The 25765-nt window shown below is 70.0% G+C and carries 2 protein-coding genes (both running past the window's edge); both read left to right on the plus strand.

Annotation, left to right across the window (positions count from 1 at the left end):
- Positions 1-13869, plus strand: the 3' end of a protein-coding gene (locus tag ABD808_RS13500; protein WP_344895460.1) for a non-ribosomal peptide synthase/polyketide synthase. 21243 nt of this gene lie to the left of the window's left edge; the window shows 13869 of its 35112 coding nt (coding positions 21244-35112); the start codon falls outside the window, past its left edge; it ends in the stop codon at positions 13867-13869.
- A protein-coding gene (locus ABD808_RS13505; RefSeq protein WP_344895462.1) for a non-ribosomal peptide synthase/polyketide synthase crosses the window boundary here: on the plus strand, positions 13869-25765 show its start. 14296 nt of this gene lie beyond the right edge of the window; the window shows 11897 of its 26193 coding nt (coding positions 1-11897); its start codon is at positions 13869-13871; its stop codon lies off the right edge, out of view. The genes ABD808_RS13500 and ABD808_RS13505 overlap by 1 nt, the downstream gene beginning before the upstream one ends.

Here is a 25765-nt window from a genome sequence, read left to right on the forward strand (position 1 = left end):
AGCCAGGTCGAAACGCTGCTGGTCGGCGCGGAAGCGATCAGCGAACCCGTAGCGCGAGCGTGGTCGGCGGGCCGTCGCCTGGTGAACACCTACGGGCCGACCGAGGCGACGGTCATGGTGGCCGCGAGTGACGTGGACGCCGACCGTCCAGGGCCGGTGCCGTTCGGACGTCCGATCGCCAACACCCAACTGTTCGTGCTCGATGAACGTCTCAATCCCGCGCCGGTCGGGGTAGCGGGCGAGCTGTACGTGGCGGGCGCCGGATTGGCGCGTGGTTACGTGAGTCGCCCGGGGCTGACGGGTGAACGGTTCGTGGCTTGCCCGTTCGGGTCTTCGGGTGGCCGGATGTATCGGACCGGTGACCTGGCACGGTGGACGCCGGACGGGCAGTTGCTGTTCGCCGGTCGGGCCGACGATCAGGTGAAGGTGCGCGGGTTCCGCATCGAACCCGGCGAGATCCAGTCCGCGTTGCTGGCGCACCCGCAGGTCCGCCAAGCAGCGGTGATCGTCCGCGAGGACACTCCGGATGACAAACGCCTGGTCGCCTACGTCGTCGGTTCCGATGGCGACGGTGTGCGGGAGTTCGTGGCGACCCGTCTTCCTGACTACATGGTGCCGACCGCCGTTGTCGCCCTTCCCGAGCTACCGCTGACATCCAACGGGAAGCTCGACCGCCGCAGACTGCCTGCTCCGGAGTACGAGGCTGGCGCGGGCCGCGACCCGTCCACCCCCCGAGAGCGGGTCCTGTGCGAAGTCTTCGCCCAAGTTCTGGGCCTGGAGTCGGTCGGCGTCGGCGATGACTTCTTCCGGCTGGGCGGACACTCGCTGCTGGCGGTCACGCTGGTGGAGCGGCTCCGTGAGCGCGGCGTCTCGGTGTCCGTCCGGGCGCTGTTCGAGACGCCCACCCCAGCAGGGCTTGCACGGGCCACCGGGGTCGACTCGGTGGTGGTGCCGGAGAACCTGATCCCGGACGGCGCGGAGCAGATCACGCCGGAGATGCTGCCGCTGGTGAGCCTGTCGGTGGCCGAGGTGGAGCAGGTCGTCGCGGGCGTGGAGGGCGGCGCGCGCAACGTCGCGGACGTCTACCCGCTGGCACCGCTCCAGGAAGGCATGCTCTTCCACCACCTCTTGGCCGACCACGGCGAAGACGTGTACCTCACCGTCCGCGCCGTGGAGTTCGATTCGCGCGAACGTTTTGAGGCGTTCGCCGGGGCGTTGCAGCAGGTAGTAGACCGGCACGACATTTACCGGACGTCGGTCGCGTGGGAAGCGCTGCGTGAGCCAGTCCAGGTGGTGTGGCGCCAGGCAACGCTGCCGACCGTCGAACACGCGCTCTCCAACACCTCCCAGCCAATGGACGCGCTACTGGCCGCCGCCGGATCGGCGATGGACCTGACACAGGCCCCACTGATGGACTTGCACGTCACCGAGTTGCCTGACGGGCGCTGGCTCGGCTTGGTCCGCATGCATCACATGGTCCAGGACCACCTGGGAATGGACGTGGTGCTTCAGGAACTGCGTGCCGTTCTGTCGGGCCGGACGGATCAGCTGGCCCCCGTGTTGCCGTTCCGCAATTTCGTGGCCGAATCACGCGATGGCGTTTCCCGGTCCGAGCACGAGCGGTTCTTCGCCGAACTGTTGGGTGATGTAACCGAGCCGACCGCCCCCTATGGCGTGATGAACGTGCGAGGCGACAGCGCCGAAGCGGTCGTGAGCGCACGGGAACCGATCCCCGCGGAAGTGGTCGCGCAGCTGCGGCAGGTGGCGCGGGATCTGGGTGTCAGCGCCGCGACGGTGCTCCATGTGGCATGGGCCCGCCTGCTGGCCACGCTGTCGGGACGCGACGACGTGGTGTTCGGGACCGTGCTGTTCGGACGGATGAACGCGGGCGAAGGCTCGGACCGCGTGCTGGGCCCGTTCATCAACACGCTGCCGGTGCGGGTGACGACCGGCCAGGTCGGAGTCCGCGCCGCCATTGAGGAAATGCAGGCGCGGTTGGCGGCGCTACTGGAGCACGAACACGCCCCATTGGCGGTCGCGCAGCGGGCCAGCGGAATCGTCGGCAACATGCCGCTCTTCACCTCACTGTTCAACTACCGGCACGCCGACCAGGGAAACGTCAGCGCCGAGGAACAGCCGATCGAGGGCATCCGGCTGGTCTCCGTCCGAGAGCGGACCAACTACCCGTTGACGGTCGCGGTGAATGACCTGGGACCGGAAAACGTGAGCCTCAGCGTCGAGGCCGTGGGCTCGATCGACCCTCACGAGGTGGGTCGGATGCTGTCCACCACGCTCTCCAATCTCCTGAGCGCGTTGACCACCAACGCCGACGTCACGCTCGGCGCCGTCGATGTCCTCGACCCTGGCGGCCGCGAGCTGGTGACGCGCGTTTGGAATGACACGGCGGTGGAGGTGTCGGGGGGGTCGGTTGTGGGGTTGTTCGAGCGGCACGTGGCGGCTGCTCCGGACGTGGTGGCGGTGGTGGCGAATGGTGTCGAGTTGACGTATGCCGAGGTGGACGCGGCGGCGAATCGTTTGGCGCATCAGTTGCGTGGTGTAGGTGTGGGTGCTGAGTCGGTGGTGGGTTTGTGCTTGCCGCGCGGTGTGGAGATCGTGGTGGCGATTGTGGGGGTGTGGAAGGCGGGCGCGGCGTATGTGCCGATTGACGTGGACCTGCCGACTGAGCGCGTGGAGTTCATGCTGGCGGACAGTGGCGCCGAATTGGTGCTGGGCCTGGACGACATCGACCTGACCGCCAGCACGGAACAGGCGCCGGTGGTGGGCGTTGGTCCGAATGGTTTGGCGTATGTGATTTATACGTCGGGGTCGACGGGTGTGCCGAAGGGCGTGGCGGTCGGTCATGGCTCGTTGGTGAATTTGGTGTCGGTGTTCGGGCCGGTGATGGGTGCTGGCCGGGGCGTGGGTGTTCTTCAGTTCGCGTCGTTCAGTTTCGATGCGTCGGTGCTGGACGTGGCGGTGGCGTTGTCGTCCGGTTCGACGCTGTGGGTCGCGGGTGAGCGGGAACGGTCGGAGCCGCGGTTGCTGGGTGAGTTGGACGGGGTGCGGGCGGCCAGCGTGGTCCCGTCGTTGCTGGGGGTCGTGGAGCCGGGCGATTTGAGCCAGGTCGAAACGCTGCTGGTCGGCGCGGAAGCAATTAGCGAACCGGTGGCACGAACGTGGTCAGCAGATCGGCGTCTGGTGAACACCTATGGACCGACCGAGGCGACGGTCATGGTGGCCGCGAGTGACGTGGACGCCGACCGTCCAGGCCCGGTGCCATTCGGACGTCCCATCGCCAACACCCAGTTGTTCGTCTTGGACGAGCGACTGGCCCCGGTTCCGGTCGGCGTGGCGGGTGAGCTGTATGTGGCGGGCGCCGGATTGGCGCGCGGTTACGTGAGTCGGCCAGGGCTGACGGGTGAACGGTTCGTGGCCTGTCCGTTCGGTGCCGGACAACGGATGTACCGGACCGGAGACCTGGCGAGGTGGACGCCGGACGGGCAGTTGCTGTTCGCCGGTCGAGTCGACGATCAGGTGAAGGTGCGCGGGTTCCGGATCGAACCCGGCGAGATCGAGGCCGCGCTGTTGGCCCATCCGCAGGTGCGACAGGCGGCCGTGATCGTCCGTGAGGACACTCCGGACGACAAGCGCCTGGTCGCCTATGTCGTCGGTTCCGATGGCGACGGCGTGCGGGAATTCGTGGCGACCCGTCTCCCGGACTACATGGTGCCGACCGCCGTCGTCGCCCTTCCCGAGCTACCGCTGACACCCAACGGGAAGCTCAATCGTCGCGAGCTGCCCGCACCGGAGTACGAGGCTGGCGCGGGCCGCGACCCGTCCACCCCCCGAGAGCGGATCCTCTGCGAGGTCTTCGCCGAGGTGTTGGGCCTGGAGTCGGTGGGCGTCGACGATGACTTCTTCCGGCTGGGTGGGCATTCGCTGCTTGCGGTGTCGCTGGTCGAGCGCCTGCGCGCGGCTGGGGTCTCGGTGTCGGTGCGGGCGCTGTTCGAGTCGCCGACCCCGGCCGGGCTCGCACGGGCCGCTGCGGCTGACTCGGTGGTCGTGCCGGAGAACCTGATTCCGGACGGCGCGGAGCAGATCACGCCGGAGATGCTGCCGCTGGTGAGCCTGTCGGTGGCCGAAGTGGAGCAGGTCGTCGCGGGCGTGGAAGGCGGCGCGCGCAACGTCGCGGACGTCTACCCGCTGGCACCGCTCCAGGAAGGCATGCTCTTCCACCACCTCCTCGCCGACCACGGCGAAGACGTCTACGTCACCGTCCGGGGGCTGGAGTTCGACGACCGGGCACGGCTGGATGGGTTCGCCACCGCGTTGCAGCGGGTCGTGAACCGGCATGACATCTACCGGACCGCCGTCGTCTGGGAAGGGTTGCGCGAGCCGGTCCAGGTGGTGTGGCGTCAGGCGACACTGCCGACCGTCGAGCACGCGCTCTTCGACACGTCCCGCCCCATGGACGCACTGGTCGCCGCCGCCGGATCGGCGATGGACCTGACGCAAGCCCCACTGATGGACCTGCACGTCGCCGAACTGCCCGACGGGCAATGGCTCGGCCTGGTCCGCATGCATCACATGCTGCAAGACCACATGGGCATGGACGTCGTGCTCCGCGAGATGCGGGCGGTGCTGGCCGGTCAAGAGGAGCGGCTCGCCCCGGCCCTGCCGTTCCGGAACTTCGTGGCCGCGTCCCGTGGTGGCGCGTCCCGGTCCGAGCACGAGCGGTTCTTCGCCGAGCTGCTGCGCGACGTGACGGAGCCGACCGCGCCATACGGTCTGCTGGACGTTCGCGGCGACGGCACCGACGTGGGCTCCGAGGTTCTGCCGGTTCCCCACGAGACGGCGGCCGCGCTGAGGGTGGCGGCGCGGCGGCTCGGAGCCAGCCCCGCCACGGTCCTGCACGTGGCGTGGGCCCGGGTGCTGGCCACACTGTCCGGCCGGGACGACGTGGTGTTCGGGACCGTGCTGTTCGGACGGATGAACGCGGGCGAAGGCGCCGACCGCGTGCTGGGCCCGTTCATCAACACCCTCCCCGTCCGCGTCCCCACGGGCCGAGTCGGGGTGAGCGCCGCCGTCGAGGAGATGCGCGCCCAGCTCGCGGCGTTGCTGGAACACGAGCACGCCCCGTTGGCGGTCGCGCAGCGGGCAAGCGGCATCACCGGCAACACGCCGCTGTTCACCTCCCTCTTCAACTACGTCCACGTCGACCAGCAAGCGGACACCGAACGGGAACAGCCGATCGAGGGCATCCGCGGCGTCATCGCCCGCGACCGCACCAACTACCCGCTGACCGTGGGCGCCAACGACGAGGGCGACGCCGGGCTGAGCGTGAACGTGCAGGCGGTGGGCTCAATCGACGCGCGGGGCGTGGGACGGCTGCTACGCACCGCGATAGTGAACGTGGTCGCCGCGTTGGACGCCGTCGCACAGGGCGGTCCCGACACCCCGCTGAACACGATCGAGGTGCTCGACGCGGAGGGACGCGAACAAGTACTCACCTCCTGGAACAACACCGCGACCCGTCTGGGAGAGGCATCCGTCGTCGAGCTGTTCGAGCGCTGGGCGGCGGCGACACCGGACGCGACGGCCGTCCTGGCCAACGGCGAAGAACTCTCCTACGGCGAGCTGAACGCGCGAGCGAACCGGCTGGCGCGCTGGCTGATCGCGCAGGGCGCGGGCCCGGAGCGGTTCGTCGTCGTCGCGTTGCCCCGTTCGGCGGACCTGCTGGTGGCGTTGCTGGCGGTGGCGAAGTCCGGCGCGGCGTATCTGCCGCTGGACATGGACTACCCGGCCGAGCGGCTCGCGTACATGCTGGCCGAGTCCGCCCCGGTCGCGGTGGTGACGACGACGCGGCTCGGTGACCTGCTGCCGGAGACCGGAGTCCGGGTCGTCGTGGACGATCCGGACACCGCCTCGGCGATCGCGGCCCGTCCGGCGGCCGACGTGACCGACGCGGAACGTCCCGGACGGCCGGTGGCGCCCGACCACCCGATGTATGTGATCTTCACGTCCGGGTCGACGGGACGGCCCAAGGGCGTGGTGGTCCCACGGGTGGCGCTGGCGAACCTCCTGGCCGGGATGCAGGCTCAGGTCGGCCTGCGGGCGGGCGACAGGCTGCTGGCGGTCACGACGGTCGGGTTCGACATCGCCGGGCTGGAACTGTTCCTGCCGCTGGTGGAGGGCGCCGCCGTGGTGGTGGCCGACAAGGACGTCGTCTACGACCCGGCCGAACTGGGACGGCTGGTCGAGAGCACCGGGGCGAGCGTCGTCCAGGCGACACCGAGTCTGTGGCGGTCGGTGACGTCCGGCGGCGGGGCGGACCTGAGCGGCGTCCGCGTGCTGGTCGGTGGCGAGGCACTACCAGCCGACCTGGCGGACACACTGGCCCGTGCCTCCGCCGGAGTGCTCAACGTGTACGGGCCGACCGAGACGACGATCTGGTCCACCGCCGGGCCGGTCTCCTGTGGGGGGACGACCCCCCACACCCCCCGAAACGAACTGGTGGGTCCCGGGGACGGCGAGGAGCCGTCGATCGGCCGTCCGATCGCCAACACCCAGGTGTACGTGCTGGACGACACGCTGAGCCCGGTCCCCGCCGGGGTGGCCGGTGAGCTGTACATCGCCGGAACCGGCCTGGCCCGCGGCTACCTGTCCCAACCGGGACTGACCGGGCAACGGTTCGTCGCCTGCCCGTTCGGCCCGTCCGGGACGCGGATGTACCGGACCGGCGACCTGGTCAGCTGGGCGTCCGACGGAAGCCTGTCGTTCATCGGCCGGGCCGACGAGCAGGTGAAGCTGCGCGGGTTCCGGATCGAACCCGGCGAGATCGAGGCCGTCCTGCTGACCCATCCCGAGGTCGCGCGGGCCGTGGTCGTGGCGCGCGAGGACGTCCCCGGCGACAAACGCCTGGTCGCCTACGTCGTCCCCGCGGACACAGCGGTGGACGATGCGTCGGACGACCTGCGCGCGTTCGTGGCGCGTTGGCTTCCGGAGTACATGGTCCCGGCCGCCGTCGTGTCCCTCGCCGAGCTGCCGTTGACGGCGAACGGGAAGCTGAACCGCCGCGCGCTGCCCGCCCCGGAATACACCGTCGGCGAAGGCCGTGGGCCGGTCACGGTGCGGGAGGAACTCCTCTGCACGGTGTTCGCCGACGTGCTCGGACTGGAGACGGTCGGCGTGAACGACGGCTTCTTCGACCTGGGCGGGCATTCGCTGCTGGCGGTCCGGTTGGTGTCGCGCCTGCGTGCCGTGCTGGGCGTGGAAGTGCCGCTGCGGGTGCTGTTCGAGACCTCGACGGTCGCGGGACTGGCGGCGTGGCTCGCGGACGCCGACACAGGTCAGACTCGCACGCCGCTCCAGGCCGGGGCTCGTCCGGAACGGGTGCCGCTGTCGTTCGCCCAGCAGCGGTTGTGGTTCCTCGGCCAGTTGGAAGGGCCCAGCCCGACCTACGACATCCCCGTCGTCCTCCGGCTGACGGGAGACGCGGACACCTCCGCCCTGGACGCGGCGCTCAAGGACGTGATCGGACGGCACGAGTCGCTGCGGACCGTCTTCCCCTCGGTGTCCGGCGAGCCGTACCAGCACATCCTCGACCCCCACGAGCTCGACTGGGCGTTGCGGGTCGTCCAGGTCGAGCCGGATGACCTTGCCGAGGCCGTGCGCAACGCCGTCCAGTACGAGTTCGACCTCGTGACCGAGATCCCGATCCAGGCCCGGCTGTTCGTGGCCGCGCCGGATCAGCGCGTGCTCGTCGTGGTGACCCACCACATCGCCGGTGACGGCTGGTCGCGCGGGCCGCTCGGACGGGACCTGTCCGCCGCGTACACGGCGCGGCTGCGCGGCGAGGCCCCGGTGTGGGAGCCGCTGCCCGTCCAGTACGCCGACTACGCCCTGTGGCAGCGGAACCTGCTCGGCGACGCCACCGACCCGGACAGCCTGCTCTCCACACAGGTCGACTACTGGCGGCGCACGCTGGCCGGTGCGCCCGAGGAACTGGCGTTGCCGGTGGACCGGCCGCGTCCCGCCGTGCCCGGCCATCGCGGGCACGCGGTTCCGTTGCGAGTGCCCGTCGAAGTGCACGAACGGCTGGCGGACCTGGCGCGGACGGAGGGCGTGACACCGTTCATGGTCGTGCAGGCCGCCCTCGCGGTGCTGCTGTCGCGGCTCGGCGCCGGTCATGACGTCCCGATCGGGTCGCCGACCGCCGGACGCACCGACGAGGCCCTGGACGACCTGGTCGGCTTCTTCGTCAACACGGTCGTGATCCGGACGGACCTGTCCGGCGACCCCGAATTCCGGCAGGTGCTGGCGCGCGTCCGTGAGGCGAGCCTCGGAGCCCTGGCACACCAGGACGTGCCGTTCGAACGCCTCGTGGAGGAACTCGCTCCCGCGCGGTCGATGGCGCGGCACCCGCTGTTCCAGGTGACGCTGACACTCCAGAACACCGACCCGGCGGCGCTGGACCTGCCCGACGTGGACGCCGGAACGTGGGCGGACGCGGACGGCTCGTCGTCCATGGCGAGGTTCGACCTGGACGTGACGCTGTCGGAGGCCCGCGACGAACGGGGCCGTCCCGGGGGCCTGCGCGGCGTGCTCATCGCGTCCGACGACCTTTTCGAGGCGGCGACGGCCACCACGATCGCGGAACGGTTCGTCCGCGTCCTGGAGACGGTGACTCGAACCCCCGAGGTCCGGCTGCGTTCCGTGGACGTCCTCGACGCCGACGAACGACACCTCGTCCTCACGCACTGGAACGACACCGCGTCGACCGCGCCGACCACGTCCGTCCCCGCACTGTTCGATCGTCAGGCAACGGCCACACCAGACGCGGCGGCCGTGATCGCGGGCGACCTGACGGTGTCGTACCGGGACCTGGAAGCCCGGGCGAACGACCTGGCCCGCCGCCTGCGCGACGCGGGCGTGGGCCCGAGGTCCGTGGTCGGGCTGTGCCTCCCGAGGGGCGTGGACGCCGTGGCGGGCATCCTCGGCGTGTGGAAGGCCGGGGCCGTCTACCTCCCGATCGACCCGGCCAACCCGCCCGAACGTGTCGCGTTCATGCTGGCCGACAGCGGCGCCGTGGCGCTCGTCGGAACCGGCGGCCCGCAAAGCGCCGTCCCCGACGTCGGCCTCCCCCTGATCGAGTTCGACGACGACACACCGACACACCCCTTCGACGAGCAGACCGTCCCGCCCCCAGCGAACGGCGCAGAGCTGGCGTACGTCATGTACACCTCCGGATCGACGGGACGGCCGAAGGGCGTCGAGATCACCCACGGCGGGCTGGCTAACTACGTGACCTGGGCCGCCCAGGCATACGCGGCGACGGGCGGCGGCGGTGCGGCCCTGCACTCGTCCCTGGGCTTCGACCTGACGGTGACCAGCGTGATGGTGCCGCTGGTGACGGGCACGCCGATCCGGATCAGCGCGGACGGCGGCGTAGACGGGCTGGCCGAACTGCTGCGTGCGGGCGGCGGGTTCGACCTGCTGAAGGTGGTCCCGGCGCACCTGCTGATGCTCGCCGAGGCCCTATCCGCCGAACGGGTCGCGGACGCGGCGCGCCGCTGGATCGTCGGGGGAGAGGCACTGCTAGGCCCGGACGTGGCTTCCTGGCTGGAACTCGCCCCCGACACCGTGGTGGTGAACGAGTACGGTCCGACCGAGACGGTCGTGGGCTGCTCGGCGTACGAGATCAGGGCCGGAGACCATCTCGACGGCGTCGTGCCGATCGGCAGGCCGATCGCGAACACGCGGCTGTACGTGCTGGACGACGCTCTCGACGCGCTCCCCGTGGGCGTCGTCGGTGAACTGTACGTCGCGGGCACCGGACTGGCGCGCGGCTACGCCGGTCGGCCCGAGCTGACGGCGGAACGGTTCGTGGCGTGCCCGTTCGGGACGTCCGGCGAGCGGATGTACCGCACGGGCGACCTCGCCAAGTGGACCGCCGACGGGCAACTCGTGTTCATGGGCCGCGCGGACGAACAGGTCAAGGTGCGCGGGTTCCGGATCGAGCCCGCCGAGATCGAGTCCGCCCTGCTGGCCCACCCGGACCTGGGCCAGGCGACGGTGATCGTCCGCGAGGACGCACCGGGCGACAAACGCCTCGTCGCCTACGTCGTCCCAACCCCGGACACCGATCCCGGCACCGACCCGAACACCGGCTCGGACACGGACCCGGACGTGGACGCGCTTCGAGCCTTCGTCGCGGCCCGCCTACCGGACTACATGGTGCCCACCGTCGTCGTCGCACTCCCTGAGCTGCCGCTGACCCCGAACGGAAAGGTGGACCGGCGGGCCCTGCCCGCGCCGGAGTACACGGCGGGCGCGGGCGGCGCCCCCACCACCGTCCAAGAGGAGATCCTGTGCGAGGTGTTCGCGCAGGTCCTGGGCCTGGAGTCGGTCGGCGTCGGCGACGACTTCTTCCGGCTGGGCGGACACTCGCTGCTGGCGGTCACCCTCGTGGAGCGGCTCCGTGAACGCGGCGTCTCGGTGTCCGTCCGGGCCCTGTTCGAGACCCCCACCCCGGTGGGGCTGGCGCGGTCGTCCGGGGCCGAGACGGTGGCGGTTCCGGAGAACCTGATCCCGGACGGCGCCGAACAGATCACGCCGGACATGCTCCCGCTCGTCGACCTGACGGATGCCGAAGTCGAACAGGTCGTCGCGGGCGTGGAGGGCGGCGCGGCCAACGTCGCGGACGTCTACCCGCTGGCCCCACTCCAGGAAGGCATGCTCTTTCACCACCTCCTCGCGGGCGGCGGCGCCGACGCCTACGTGACGGTCTGGGTGGTGGAGTTCGACTCCTGGACCCGGCTGGACGGCTTCGGACGCGCCTTGCAGCAGATCGTCGACCGGCACGACGTCTACCGCACCGCCGTGGTGTGGGAAGGCCTGCGCGAGCCGGTCCAGGTCGTGTGGCGCCACGCGACCCTGCCCGTCGTCGAGCACGAGATCGACGCCGCGCACCCCGACCCGGCGGACGCGCTGCAAGCCCTGGCGGGTCAGTCGATGGACCTCGGCCGCGCGCCCCTGATGGACCTGCACGTGGCCGGACTGCCGGACGGCCGCTGGCTCGGCCTGGTGCGGATGCACCACATGGTCCAGGACCACCAGGGCCTGGACGTGCTGATGCAGGAACTCCGAACCGTCCTGTCCGGGAACGCCGACCAGCTGGCACCGGCGTTGCCGTTCCGCACCTTCGTCGCGCAGGCCCGCGGCGCCGTCTCCCGCGCCGACCACGAGGAGTTCTTCCGCGAGTTGCTGGGCGACGTGACGGAGCCGACCGCGCCGTACGGGCTGCTGGACGTCCACGGCGACGGCAGCGGCCTGGCGTCCGAGCTGACCCCGATCCCCGGCGAGACGGTCACGGCCCTGCGCCGCGTGGCGCGGGACCTGGCGGTCAGCCCGGCGACGCTCCTGCACGTGGCGTGGGCGCGGGTCCTGGCGACCCTCTCGGGCCGGGACGACGTCGTGTTCGGGACCGTGCTGTTCGGTCGGATGAACGCCGGTGCGGGCTCCGACCGCGTCCTCGGCCCGTTCTTCAACACGCTCCCGGTGCGGATGCCGACCGGCCGGATGGGAGTACGCGACGCCGTCGAACGGATGCGCACCCAACTCGCCGCGCTGCTGGAACACGAACACGCCCCCCTGGCCATCGCCCAGCAGGCCAGCGGGCTCGCGGGCAACGTCCCGCTGTTCACCTCCCTGTTCAACTACCGGCACGCGGGACAGGAGGCCGACACCGCCCCGGACCGGACGATCGAGGGAATCAGGCAGCTCCACCTCAGCGTGCAGAACAACTATCCGCTGACCGTCTCCGTGAACGACTGGGGCGACGACGAGCTCAGCCTGAGCGTGCTCGCCGTCAGCCCCATCGACGCTCGCGCGGTCGGACGGCTCATGCGCACCGCTGTTCAGAACACGGTCGCCGCGCTCACCAGCATTCTGAACGGTGGTCCGGAAACCGCCCTGCGGTCTGTCGACATCCTCGATCCCGACGTCCGCGACCTGGTGCTCGACCAGTGGAACGACACCGCGACCGAAGGCGGCGCCACCAGCGTCGTGGAGCCTTTCATCCGGATCGCGGCCTCCATGCCGGACGCCGCCGCCCTGGTCGCGGACGGCGCCACGATCACGTACGGCGACCTGGACGCCGAGACCGACCGGCTCGCGCACGCCCTGCGCGGCGAGGGCGTCGGCCCCGAGTCCGTCGTCGGGCTGAGCCTCCCGGCCGGGGCACAGATGATCACCGCGATGCTGGCCGTCTGGAAGGCCGGAGCCGCCTACCTGCCCATCGACGCGGCGCTGCCGTCCGAACGGATCGCGTTCATGCTCGCCGACAGCGGCGCGCGACTGATGCTGACGGCCCAGTCCGCGACAGCGGAGCCGACCGACCAGCCCGGCCTCCGCGTGCTCACCCTGGACGACCTGCGCGGAACGGCCAAGCGCACCAAACGCGCCCGACGGGCGGCGGCACCGACACCGGCACCGGACCCGGCGACCCTGGCGTACGTGATCTACACGTCCGGCTCGACCGGAACCCCGAAGGGCGTCGCGATCACCCACGGATCGCTGGCGAACTACGTGGCCTCGGTATCGGACCGCCTTGGCTGGGCGGGCGAGGGGGCTCGGTACGGGCTGCTGCAACCGCAGGTCACCGACCTGGGCAACACGGTCGTGTTCACCAGCCTGAGCACGGGCGGGCAACTGCACGTCCTCGACCCCACGGCGGTGACCGACGCCGAAGCGGTCGCCGGATACCTCGCCGAGAACCGGATCGACTTCGTCAAGGCCGTCCCGTCGCACCTGGCCGCCCTGGCGTCCGGCGCGGGCCTGGACCGGGTCCTGCCCGCCCGGTCGATGGTCCTCGGCGGCGAGGAGGCCCCCGCCGACTGGGTGGGCGACCTGGTCGACGCGGCGGCCGGTCGCCGCGTGTTCAACCACTACGGCCCGACGGAGACCACCATCGGGATCGCGACCGCCGAACTGACCCCGGAGACCCTCGCGTCCGGCCCCGCGCCGATCGGCACACCGATCGCCAACACCCGCCTGTACGTGCTGGACGACGCGCTGGCGCCCGTCCCGGTCGGCGTCGTCGGCGAGCTGTACGCCTCCGGGGCGTCCCTCGCCCGCGGCTATGTCAGCCGCCCGGGCCTGACCGGCGAACGGTTCGTCGCCTGCCCGTTCGGGACGACCGGCGAACGCATGTACCGGACCGGCGACCTCGTCCGGTGGACCCGCGACGGGCGGCTGGTGTTCGCCGGACGCGCCGACGCCCAGGTCAAGATCCGCGGGTTCCGCGTCGAACCCGGCGAGATCGAAACGGCCGTCCGCGCCTACCCGGGCATCGCCCAGGCCGCCGTCATCGCCCGCGACGACACCGCCGGGAAACGCCTCGTCGCCTACATCGTCCCCGGCGACGGAACCGTCGACCAGGACGGGCTGCGGGCCCACCTCGCCGACCACCTGCCCGACCACATGGTGCCCGCCGCCATGGTCCAGCTCCCGGAACTACCGCTCACCTCGAACGGAAAACTCGACCGGGGCGCCCTGCCCGCCCCCGAACAGGCCACGACCAAGGCCGCCGCCCGCGAACCGGCCAACGAACGGGAGACGGTCCTCTGCGAAGTGTTCGCCGAGGTCCTGGAACTCGACTCGGTCGGCGTGGACGACAGCTTCTTCGACCTGGGCGGGCACTCCCTGCTCGCGATCAGGCTGCTGTCCCGCATCCGGGCGAGGCTCAGCCTGGAAGTCAAGATCAGGTCACTCTTCGAAGCACCGACTCCGGCCACGCTCGCGGCCAAGCTGGGAAGCAGGAAGTCGGCCCGACCGGCACTGCGTCCGATACGTAAGGAGAATCAGTGATGATCCCGTTGTCGTTCGCGCAGCGACGGCTGTGGTTCCTCGGGCAGTTGGACGGGCCGAGCCCGACCTACAACATCCCACTGATGATCTCCCTGAGCGGGAGCGTGGACGTCTCCGCGCTGAACGCCGCTCTACGAGATGTGATCGGCCGCCACGAGTCGTTGCGCACCATCTTCAAGGTCGAGGACGGCGAGCCCTACCAGCACGTCGTCGATGCGGACGACCTCGACTGGGAACTCCAGGTCCGGCATGTCGAACCCGAGGAGTTGTCGGCGGGCGCGGAGGAGGCCGCCTGGTACGCCTTCGACCTGTCGTCCGAGGTGCCGATCCGGGCCTGGGTCTTCCTGACCGACCGCGAGGGCGGCTCCGGATCCGACGAGTTCCTGCTCGCCGTCCTGGTGCACCACATCGCCGGTGACGGTTGGTCGATGGCACCGCTCGCCCGCGACGTGTCGACGGCGTACGCGGCGCGGCTGCGCGGTGAGGCTCCGGTGTGGGAACCGTTGCCCGTCCAGTACACCGACTACACCATGTGGCAGCGGGAGCTTCTGGGCGAGGAGTCCGACCCCGACAGCCTTCTTGCCGAGCAACTCGCCTACTGGCGCCGAACTCTGGCCGGGTCACCCGAGGAACTGCCGTTGCCGGTGGACCGGCCGCGTCCGCCTGTAGCCACCCACCGCGGGCACAGGGTCCCGTTGCAGCTGCCGGTGGACGTCCACGAACGGCTGACGGAACTGGCCCGCGCCGAGGGTGCCACCACATTCATGGTCATGCAGGCCGCGCTCGCCGTCCTCCTCAACCGTCTCGGCGCGGGCACCGACATCCCGGTCGGCGCGGTCGTCGCGGGCCGCACCGACGACGCGCTGAACGACCTGGTCGGATTCTTCATCAACAGCCTGGTCATCCGCACCGACCTGACCGGCGACCCGGACTTCCGCCAGATCCTGTCGCGCGTGCGCGACGCCAGCCTCGACGCCTTCGAGTATCAGGACGTGCCGTTCGAGCGTGTAGTGGAGGAGTTGGCCCCGGCCCGTTCCCTGAGCCGCAGCCCACTGTTCCAGGTCGCGCTGACCGTCCAGAACGTCCGACGTTCCGGACTGGACCTCCCCGAGGTCCGCACCAGTGGAGCCGGAGCGTCCCTCGCCCACGAGCCGACCCTTGTACCGGTCAAGTTCGACCTCGACATGGTCATCTGGGAAGTCTTCGACGAACACGGCAACCCGGCCGGACTACGCGGCTCGATCACCGCGGCCGCCGACCTGTTCGACCTCACCACGGTAGAAGCACTCGCCCGACGCTGGGCCCAACTCCTGGAGTCGGTCTCCAAGGCCCCGAACATCGCGCTGCACGCGATGAACGTCCTGGAACCGGGAGAACGGGCCCGAGTCGTCACCGACTGGAACGACACCAGCGCCGAGGTTGACGCGGCTTCAGCGGTCGAGCTGTTCGACCGCCAGGTGGCGTCCGCCCCGAACGCGGTCGCCGTGGTGGGCGACGGCGTCGAGTTGACCTACGCTGCCCTGGATGCAGCCGCCAACCGCCTGGCACACCATCTGCGCGGCTTGGGCGTGGGCACCGAATCGGTGGTGGGTCTGTGCCTGCCTCGTGGCCCGCAATTGATAACGGCGGTTCTTGGTGTGGCTAAAGCTGGTGCCGCGTACTTGCCGATCGACGTCCGCTACCCGGCTGAGCGGATCAGTTTCATGGTCGCAGACAGCCGCGTGCTCGTAGTGGTGGGCACCAGTGAGGTTCTGGACGAGCTGCCGCTACGAGGCGTGCTGCCGGTAGCGGTCGACGACCCGCAGATCGCGGCGTCCCCGGACACACCTGTCGGGGCGGTCGTGCGGCCGAACGGGTTGGCGTATGTGATCTACACGTCTGGGTCGACGGGTGTGCCCAAGGGCGTGGCGGCCGCTCACAGCGGAGTGGTCAATCTGGTTGCGGCGCAGTCGGCGCGTTTCGCGGTCGAGCCTGGTTCGCGGGTGTTGCAGTTCGCCTCGGCGGGGTTCGATGCGGCGGTGTCGGAGATCTGGGTGACGCTCTGCGTTGGCGCGACGTTGGTCGTGGCAGATCAGGACGATCTGGTGGCTGCGATCGGGCGTCACGAGGCGACCCATGCCACGTTGCCGCCAGCGCTCCTGGGAGCGGTCGAGGCCGAGGAGTTGGCGTCGCTGAAGACGCTTGTGTCGGCGGGTGAGGCGTTGGACGTCGGGCTGGTGGAGCGGTGGGCTCCAGGGCGCCGGATGATCAACGCTTACGGTCCCACCGAGGTCACGGTCTGCGCTTCGATGTCGGCGCCGTTGGCGGCGGGAGACGCGCCCTCGATCGGCACGCCGATCAGCAACGCGCGGACGTTCGTGCTGGATGAGCGTCTGGACCCGGTGCCCGTTGGGGTGGCCGGGGAGCTGTACGTGGCTGGCGCCGGGCTGGCTCGCGGGTATGTGGGGCGCGCGGAGCTGACCGGTGAACGGTTCGTGGCGTGCCCGTTCGGGTCGTCCGGCGAACGGATGTACCGGACCGGGGACCTCGTCAGATGGACCTCCAGCGGGGACTTGCTGTTCCTGGGACGGGTGGACGAGCAGGTCAAGGTCCGTGGGTTCCGAGTTGAGCCAGGCGAGATCGAAGCCGTTCTACGCGCCCGCGCAGAGGTGGCGCAGGTAGCGGTGGTCGCGCGAGATGAGCGGCTGGTGGCCTATGTCGTCCCCGAGGCCGATGGCGAGATCGACGCCGAAGCGCTACGGGCGTTGGTGGCGGATCGGCTGCCGGAGTACATGGTCCCGGCCGCCGTCGTCGCGCTTGCCGAGTTGCCGCTGACTCCGAACGGAAAACTGGACCGCAAGTCGCTGCCCGCTCCCGATTACTCGATGGGCGGCGGCGCCGGTCGGGGTCCCGTAACGATCCAAGAGGAATTGCTGTGTGGGACGTTCGCCGACGTCCTGGGCCTGGACTCGGTGGGCGCCGACGACAGCTTCTTCGAGTTGGGCGGTCATTCCCTCCTCGCGGTGAGGCTGGTGTCCCGGATCCGGGCAGTGTTGGGCGTGGAGGTGGAAGTCCGGACGCTGTTCGGGGCGCCGACGGCCGCTGAGCTGGCCGCCCACATCGCATTGGCGGGCCAGGAGCAGGCGCGAGTCGCGCTCCGTCCCGCAGAACGTCCGGAGCGCGTGCCGTTGTCGTTCGCGCAGCGGCGGCTCTGGTTCCTGGCGCAGTTGGAGGGCCCGAACCCCACATACAACAACGCACTGCCGCTGCGCCTGACGGGAGTCGATGGCGCCGTACTGGGCGCGGCGCTCCGCGATGTGCTCGGCCGACACGAGTCGCTGCGCACGGTCTTCCCGTCCGCTGACGGCGAGCCCTACCAGCAGATCCTTGACCTGGCGGACCTGGACTGGAGGCTACAGGTCGTGCCCGTGGCCTCCGATGATCTGGCCGGGGCCGTCGCGGAAGCATCGCGCTATCCATTCGACCTCTCTACGGACCTGCCGATTCGGGCGTCTTTGTTCGAGGTCGGGCCGGACGAGCAAGTGCTGCTCCTGGTGATGCACCACATCGCCAGCGACGGTTGGTCGATGGCTCCGCTCGGCCGTGACTTGTCGGTTGCGTACGCGGCCCGCCTGCGCGGTGAGACTCCGGCCTGGGAGCCGCTGCCCATTCAGTACGCCGACTACGCGCTCTGGCAGCGCGAATTGCTCGGCGACGAGACCGACCCGGACAGTCTGCTGTCCGCGCAGGTCGACTACTGGCGCCAGACCCTCGCCGGAGCACCCGAAGAACTTGCGCTGCCGGTGGACTATCCGCGTCCGGCGACGGCCAGTCACCGTGGTCACAAGGTGCCGCTGCGCGTCCCGGCAGAGACTCACGCGCGCCTGGCGGAACTGGCCCGCGCCGAAGGCGTGACCCCGTTCATGGTGTTGCAGGCGGCCTTGGCCGTGACGCTGTCGCGGCTGGGCGCGGGGACGGATGTCCCGATCGGTTCCGGTGTGGCCGGTCGTACCGACGAGGCGCTGAACGACCTGGTCGGCTTCTTTGTCAACACCCTGGTGATCCGCACCGATCTTTCCGGTGACCCGCAGTTCCGGCAGGTACTCGGCCGGGTCCGTGAGGCGAGCCTGGGCGCGCTCCAGCACCAGGACGTCCCGTTCGAACGACTGGTGGAGGAGCTGGCGCCGTCGCGGTCGATGGCCCGGCACCCGCTGTTCCAAGTGGTTCTGACCCTCCAGAACGTCGAGCGGGCCGGACTACGCCTGCCGGGCGTGAAGGCGGGCGCGGTCTCGGGTCTGGACGCCGCCGCGGTGGCGTCGGTGAAGTGCGACCTGGAGCTGATGATCGGCGAGGCCTTCGACGAGGAGGGCGCGCCCACCGGCCTGTACGGGGCCGTGACAGTGGCCGCGGACCTCTTCACCGCCTCCTCCGCCAGCCGGTTCGCCGACTGGTTCGTACGGGTGTTGGACGCGGTGACCGAGGCGCCCGACACCTCGGTGCACGCGGTGGATCTCATCGACTCGCAGGAACGCGAGCGCGTCCTGGCGGAGTGGAACGACACGGCCCAGAGCGGATCGGACTCGACCATCGTCGAGCTGTTCGAGCGCCAGGTGGCGTCCGCTCCGGATGCGGCGGCCGTTGTGGGCGACGGCGTCGAGCTGTCCTACGCCGAGCTGGACGCGGCCGCCAACCGCCTGGCGCACCACCTGCGCGGCCTGGGCGTGGGCGCCGAGTCGGTAGTGGGGCTGTGCCTGCCGCGCGGCCCGCAACTGGTGACGGCCATTCTTGGTGTGACCAAAGCGGGTGCCGCGTATCTGCCGATCGACGTCCGCTACCCGGCCGAGCGGATCAGTTTCATGGTCGCCGACAGCCGCGCGCTGGTGGTCGTCGGCACCAGCGAGGTACTGGACGAGCTGCCGCTCCGAGGCGTGCTGCCTGTAGCGATCGACGACCCGCAGGTAGCAGCATGCCCGGACACCGCCCCCGGGGTGGCGATTGGCGCACAGGATCTGGCGTACGTGATCTACACGTCCGGATCCACCGGAGTGCCCAAGGGTGTGGCGGTCGCTCACGGTGGTGTGGCCAACCTCGTCGCCTCGCACGCGGAGTGGTTCGCGGTCGAGCCGGGGTCACGGATGTTGCAGTTCGCCTCGGTCGGCTTTGACGCGGCCGTGTCGGAGATCTGGGTGACGCTCTGCGTGGGCGCGACCTTGGTGGTGGCGGACCAGGACGAGCTCATGGCCGCGATCCCGCGTCACGGGGTGACGCATGCGACGTTGCCGCCCGCGTTGCTCGGCGCGGTCGACGTCGACGAACTGGCGTCGGTCCAGACGTTGGTGTCGGCGGGCGAGGCGCTGGACGCGGGGCTGGTGGAACGGTGGGCCCCCGGCCGTCGGATGATCAACGGGTACGGCCCGACCGAGGCGACGGTCTGCGTCTCGATGTCGCAGCCGCTGACCCCTGGCGACGTTCCGACGATCGGAACACCCAGCACGAACACGCGAGTCTTCGTCCTCGACGAACGGCTCAGCCCGGTGCCTGTAGGTGTCGCGGGTGAACTGTATTCAGCCGGGATCGGCCTGGCACGCGGGTACGTAGGACGTCCCGGCCTGACCGGTGAGCGGTTCGTGCCGTGCCCGTTCGGGTCGTCCGGCGAGCGGATGTACCGGACCGGTGACCTCGTCAAGTGGAACACCGATGGGCAGTTGGTGTTCATCGGCCGAGCGGACGAACAGGTGAAGGTCCGCGGATACCGGATCGAGCCCGGCGAGATCGAGTCCGCCCTGCTCGCGCACCCGGACGTGACCCAGGCCGCGGTGATCGTCCGCGAGGACACGCCGGGCGACAAGCGCCTGGTCGCCTACGTCGTCCCCGCCGCCGACACCGCCGCCGACACCGAAATCGACGCCGAGGCGCTGCGCGCTTTCGTGGGACGCCGGTTGCCGGACTACATGGTCCCGGCCGCAGTGGTGGAGTTGGCCGGGTTGCCGTTGACGGTGAACGGGAAACTCGACCGCAAGGCGCTGCCCGCCCCCGACTACGCGGTGGCCGGTGCCACCGATCGAGGACCGGCGACTCCCGGGGAAGAGGCCCTGTGCGCGGCGTTCGCCGAGGTGCTGGGCCTGGAGTCGGTCGGCGTGGACGACAGCTTCTTCGATCTCGGCGGCCACTCCCTCCTCGCCGTGCGGCTGGTGTCGCGGATCCGCACCGTCGTCGGCGTGGAGATCGAAGTCCGGACATTGTTCGAGGCCCCGACCGTGGCCCGACTCGCCACGCACCTCGTGACCGAAGAACAGCATCAGGCTCGCGCGGCACTGCGGCCAACGGAACGTCCGGAGCAGGTGCCGCTTTCGTTCGCACAGCGGCGACTCTGGTTCCTGGCGCAGTTGGAGGGCCCGAACCCGACGTACAACAACCCGTTGGCGCTGCGCCTGACGGGCGTCGAAGTGGCAGCGCTGGGCGCCGCACTGCGGGACGTGATCGGACGGCACGAGTCGCTCCGCACGGTCTTCCCCTCACAGGACGGAGAGCCGTACCAGCAGATCATCAATCCGGCGGACCTGGACTGGGATCTACAGGTCGTGCCCGTGGCCTCCGACGACCTGGCCGGAGCCGTCGCGGAAGCATCGCGGTACCCGTTCGACCTGTCTGCCGACCTGCCGATTCGGGCGTGGCTGTTCGAGGCCGGGCCGGACGAGCAAGTGCTGCTGGTGGTGATGCACCACGTCGCCAGCGATGGTTGGTCGATGGCTCCGCTCGGCCGCGACCTCTCGACGGCATACGCCGCGCGCCTGAGCGGTGAGGCTCCGGCATGGGAGCCGCTGCCCGTCCAGTACGCCGATTACGCCCTCTGGCAACGCGAACTGCTCGGCGACGAATCCGACCCGGACAGTCTGCTGTCGGCGCAGGTCGACTACTGGCGCCAGACTCTCGCCGGTGCTCCCGAGGAGCTTGCGTTGCCGCTGGACCGGCCGCGTCCGGCGACGGCAAGTCACCGTGGCCACAAGGTGCCGCTGAACGTCCCGGCCGAGGTCCACGCCCAGCTGGTGGAGCTGGCCCGCGCCGAGGGCGTCACGGCCTTCATGGTGTTGCAGGCGGCCTTGGCCGTGACGCTGTCGCGGCTAGGCGGGGGAACAGACGTCCCAATCGGTTCGGGTGTGGCCGGTCGTACCGACGAGGCGCTGAACGACCTGGTCGGGTTCTTCGTCAACACCCTGGTCATCCGCACCGACCTGTCAGGTGACCCGGAGTTCCGGCAGGTGCTCGGCCGGGTCCGCGAGGCGAGCCTGGGCGCGCTCCAGCACCAGGACGTCCCGTTCGAACGACTGGTTGAGGAACTGGCGCCTTCGCGCTCGATGGCCCGGCACCCGCTGTTCCAGGTGGTGCTGACCCTCCAGAACGTCGAGCGGGCCGGACTGCGGATGCCGGGAGTGCGGGCGAGCGCGACTTCAGGCGCGGACTCCGCAGTAGCCACCTCGGTCAAGTGCGACCTGGACGTGATGATCGGGGAGGTCTTCGACGAGGAAGGTCGCCCGGCCGGACTACGCGGCTCGATCACGGCGGCGGCCGACCTGTTCGACCTCGGCTCGGTTGAGGCTTTCGTCCGTCGGTGGGTCGGCGTCCTGGACCAGGTGACCGCAGCCCCCGAAACCACGCTGCACGCAGTACACGTCCTGGACGAGGACGAGCGCCGCCTGCTGCTCACCGGCTGGAACGACACCGCCGCCGAGGTCGATGCGGCGTCAGTGGTCGAGCTGTTCGACCGCCAGGTGACAGCCGCTCCGGAAGCGGTCGCCGTGGTGGGCGATGGCGTCGAGCTGACCTACGCCGAGCTGGACGCGGCCGCCAACCGCCTGGCACACCACCTGCGCGGCCTCGGTGTGGGCACCGAGTCGGTGGTGGGCTTGTGCCTCCCGCGCGGCGCAGACTTGGTGACCGCGATCCTTGGTGTGGCCAAGGCGGGCGCGGCATACCTGCCGATTGACGTCCGCTATCCGGCTGAGCGGATCAGCTTCATGGTCGCCGACAGTCGCGTGCTCGTCGTAGTGGGAACCAGTGAGGTACTGGACGAACTGCCGCTACGAGGCGTGCTGCCAGTGGCGATCGACGACCCGCAGGTCGCGGCGTCCCCGGACACCTCTCCCGGCGCACTGATCAGTGCGCACGACCTGGCCTACGTGATCTACACGTCCGGGTCGACTGGTGTACCCAAGGGCGTGGCGGTCGCTCACGGTGGCGTGGTCAACCTGATTGCCGCTCAGTCGGCGCGGTTCGCAGTCGAGCCGGAGTCGCGGGTGTTGCAGTTCGCGTCGGCGGGGTTCGACGCCGCGGTGTCGGAGATCTGGGTGACGCTCTGCGTGGGCGCGACCTTGGTCGTGGCCGCCCAAGACGACCTGGTGGCTGCGATCGGGCATCATGCGGTGACTCACGCGACGTTGCCGCCAGCACTGCTGGGGGCGGTCGAGAACGAGGAGCTGGCGTCTCTGAAGACGCTGGTGTCGGCGGGTGAAGCCCTGGACACGGGGCTGGTGGAGCGGTGGGCTCCTGGGCGTCGGATGATCAACGCTTATGGTCCGACCGAGGTCACGGTGTGCGCTTCGATGTCCGGGCCGTTGGCGGCGGGGGATGTGCCCTCGATCGGCACGCCGATCAGCAACGCGCGGGCGTTCGTGCTGGACGAGGGCTTGGACCCGGTGCCTGTGGGAGTGGCCGGGGAGCTGTACGTGGCTGGCGCCGGGCTGGCCCGTGGATATGTCGGGCGCTCAGAACTGACCGGTGAGCGCTTCGTAGCGAACCCGTTCGGGGCCGGAGACCGGATGTATCGGACCGGTGACCTGGTCAAGTGGACTCCCGCCGGGGAGTTGCTCTTCCTGGGCCGGGCGGACGAGCAGGTCAAGGTGCGCGGGTTCCGGGTCGAGCCGGGCGAGATCGAAGCCGTCCTGCGGACCCACGCTGGTGTGGATCAGGCTGTGGTGGTCGCCCGGGACGAGCGGCTCGTGGCCTACGTCGTGCCCGCCGACTCCGATACCGAAGCGCTGCGGGAACTGGTGGCCGAGCGGCTACCGGACTACATGGTCCCGGCGGCAATCGTCGCGCTGGCCGAATTGCCGCTGACCCCGAACGGAAAACTCGACCGCAAGGCGCTGCCCGCGCCGGAGTACGCGGCGGGAGCCGGAACGGGCCGGGGACCGACCACAGTGCAGGAGGAGCTTCTCTGCGGAGCATTCGCCGAAGTCCTGGGTCTGGACTCGGTCGGAGTCGACGACAGCTTCTTCGAACTCGGCGGACACTCCCTCCTCGCAGTGCGGCTCGTATCGCGAATCCGGGCCGTCCTCGGAGTCGAGATCGAGGTCCGGACTCTGTTCGAGGCCCCGACAGCGGCCGCGCTGGCCGTGCTGCTCGCAGAGAACGAAGTCGATCAGGCTCGTTTGCCGTTGGCCAGCCGGACGCGTCCCGAGCGGGTGCCGTTGTCGTTCGCGCAGCGGCGGCTCTGGTTCCTGGCGCAGTTGGAGGGCCCGAACCCGACCTACAACAACCCGCTGCCGCTCCGCCTGACGGGCGTTGATGTGGCAGCGCTGAGCGCCGCATTGCGCGACGTTATCGGGCGCCACGAGTCCCTGCGCACGGTCTTCCCCTCGCAAGATGGAGAGCCGTACCAGCAAATCCTGGAGCCACAGAATCTCGACTGGGAATTGCCGGTCGTGCAGGTGGCCTCCGACGATCTGGCCGAGGCCGTAGCGGAGGCCTCGCGGTATCCGTTCGACCTGTCCGCGGACCTACCGATTCGAGCCTGGCTGTTCGAGGTCGGGGCCGACGAACAGGTGCTGCTGGTGGTCATGCACCACATCGCCAGTGACGGTTGGTCGATGGCTCCGCTAGGCCGTGACCTGTCGACGGCGTACGCGGCGCGGCGGCGCGGTGAGGCTCCGGCCTGGGGGCCGCTGCCCGTCCAGTACGCCGACTACGCGCTCTGGCAACGCGAACTGCTCGGCGACGAGACCGACCCGAACAGCCTGTTGTCGGCTCAGGTCGACTACTGGCGGCAGACTCTCGCCGGAGCACCCGAAGAGCTTGCGTTGCCGCTGGACCGGCCGCGTCCGGCGACGGCAAGTCACCGTGGCTACAAGGTGCCGCTGAACGTCCCGGCTGACGTGCATGAGCGGCTTACGGAGCTGGCGCGCGCTGAGGGCGGGACGACGTTCATGGTGTTGCAGGCGGCGCTCGCGGTGACGCTGTCGCGGCTGGGCGGTGGAACTGATGTCCCGATCGGTTCGGGTGTGGCCGGTCGTACCGACGAAGCCTTGAACGACCTGGTCGGGTTCTTCATCAACAGCCTGGTGATCCGCACCGATCTGTCGGGCGATCCAGAGTTCCGTCAGGTGCTCGGCCGGGTGCGTGAGGCGAGCCTGGGCGCGCTCCAGCACCAGGATGTCCCGTTCGAGCGGCTCGTCGAGGAACTGGCGCCTTCGCGCTCGATGGCCCGGCACCCGCTGTTCCAGGTGGTGTTGACCCTTCAGAACGTCGAGCGGGCCGGTCTGCGGATGCCTGGAGTGCGGGCGAGCGCTGCGTCCAGCGCGGAGTCCGCTGTGGCGACTTCGGCCAAGTGCGATCTGGACGTGATGGTCGGAGAGGCGTTCGACGAGGAAGGCCGCCCGGCCGGGCTGCGTGGCTCGATGACAGTGGCGGCGGATCTCTTCGAGGAGCCCACCGCTGCCCGATTCGCGCACTGGTTCGTCCGGGTACTGGACGTCGTGTCGTCCGCCCCGGACATCGCGTTGCATGCAGTGGACGTCCTGGAGCCGGGGGAGCGGGACCAAGTCGTCGTCGGCTGGAACGACACCGCCGCCGAAGTGGACGCGGCGTCTGTCGTCGAGCTGTTCGACCGCCAGGCGGCAGCCGCCCCGAACGCACTGGCTGTTGTGGGTGACGGCGTCGAGCTGACCTACGCCGAGCTGGACGCGGCCGCGAACCGTCTGGCAAACCACCTGCGCGGTCTGGGTGTGGGAGCCGAGTCGGTGGTGGGGTTGTGCCTGCCGCGCGGCGCAGACCTGGTGACCGCGATCCTTGGTGTGGCCAAGGCGGGTGCCGCGTATCTGCCGATCGACGTGCGCTACCCGGCCGAGCGGATCAGTTTCATGGTCGCCGACAGCCGCGTGCTCGTCGTAGTTGGCACCAGCGAGGTACTGGACGAGCTGCCGCTACGAGGCGTGCTGCCAGTAGTAATCGACGACCCGCAGGTCGCAGCCTCCCCGGACACCTCTCCCGGTGCAGTGATCAGTGCACACGACCTGGCGTACGTGATCTACACGTCTGGGTCGACTGGTGTGCCCAAGGGCGTGGCGGTCGCTCACGGTGGCGTGGTCAACCTGGTCGCCGCGCAGTCGGCGACATTCGCGGTGGAGCCGGAGTCGCGGGTGTTGCAGTTCGCGTCGGCGGGGTTCGACGCGGCGGTGTCGGAGATCTGGGTGACGCTGTGTGCGGGCGCGACCTTGGTGGTTGCGGCCCAGGACGACCTGGTGGCGGCGGTCTCGCGTCATGGGGCGACGCATGCGACGTTGCCGCCCGCGTTGCTCGGTGCGGTGCAGGCCGAGGAGCTGGCTTCCCTCAAGACGCTGGTGTCGGCGGGTGAGGCCCTGGACGCCGGGCTGGTGGAGCGGTGGGCTCCTGGGCGTCGGATGATCAACGCTTATGGTCCGACCGAGGTCACGGTGTGCGCGTCGATGTCCGGGCCGTTGGCGGCGGGGGACGCGCCCTCGATCGGCACGCCGATCAGCAACGCGCGGACGTTCGTGCTGGACGAGGGCTTGGAGCCCGTACCGGTCGGGGTGGCCGGGGAGCTGTATGTGGCTGGTGCCGGGTTGGCCCGTGGGTATGTCGGGCGCTCGGAACTGACCGGTGAGCGGTTCGTGGCGTGCCC

This window comes from Actinomadura meridiana (assembly GCF_039537545.1).
Lineage (GTDB): Bacteria > Actinomycetota > Actinomycetes > Streptosporangiales > Streptosporangiaceae > Spirillospora > Spirillospora meridiana.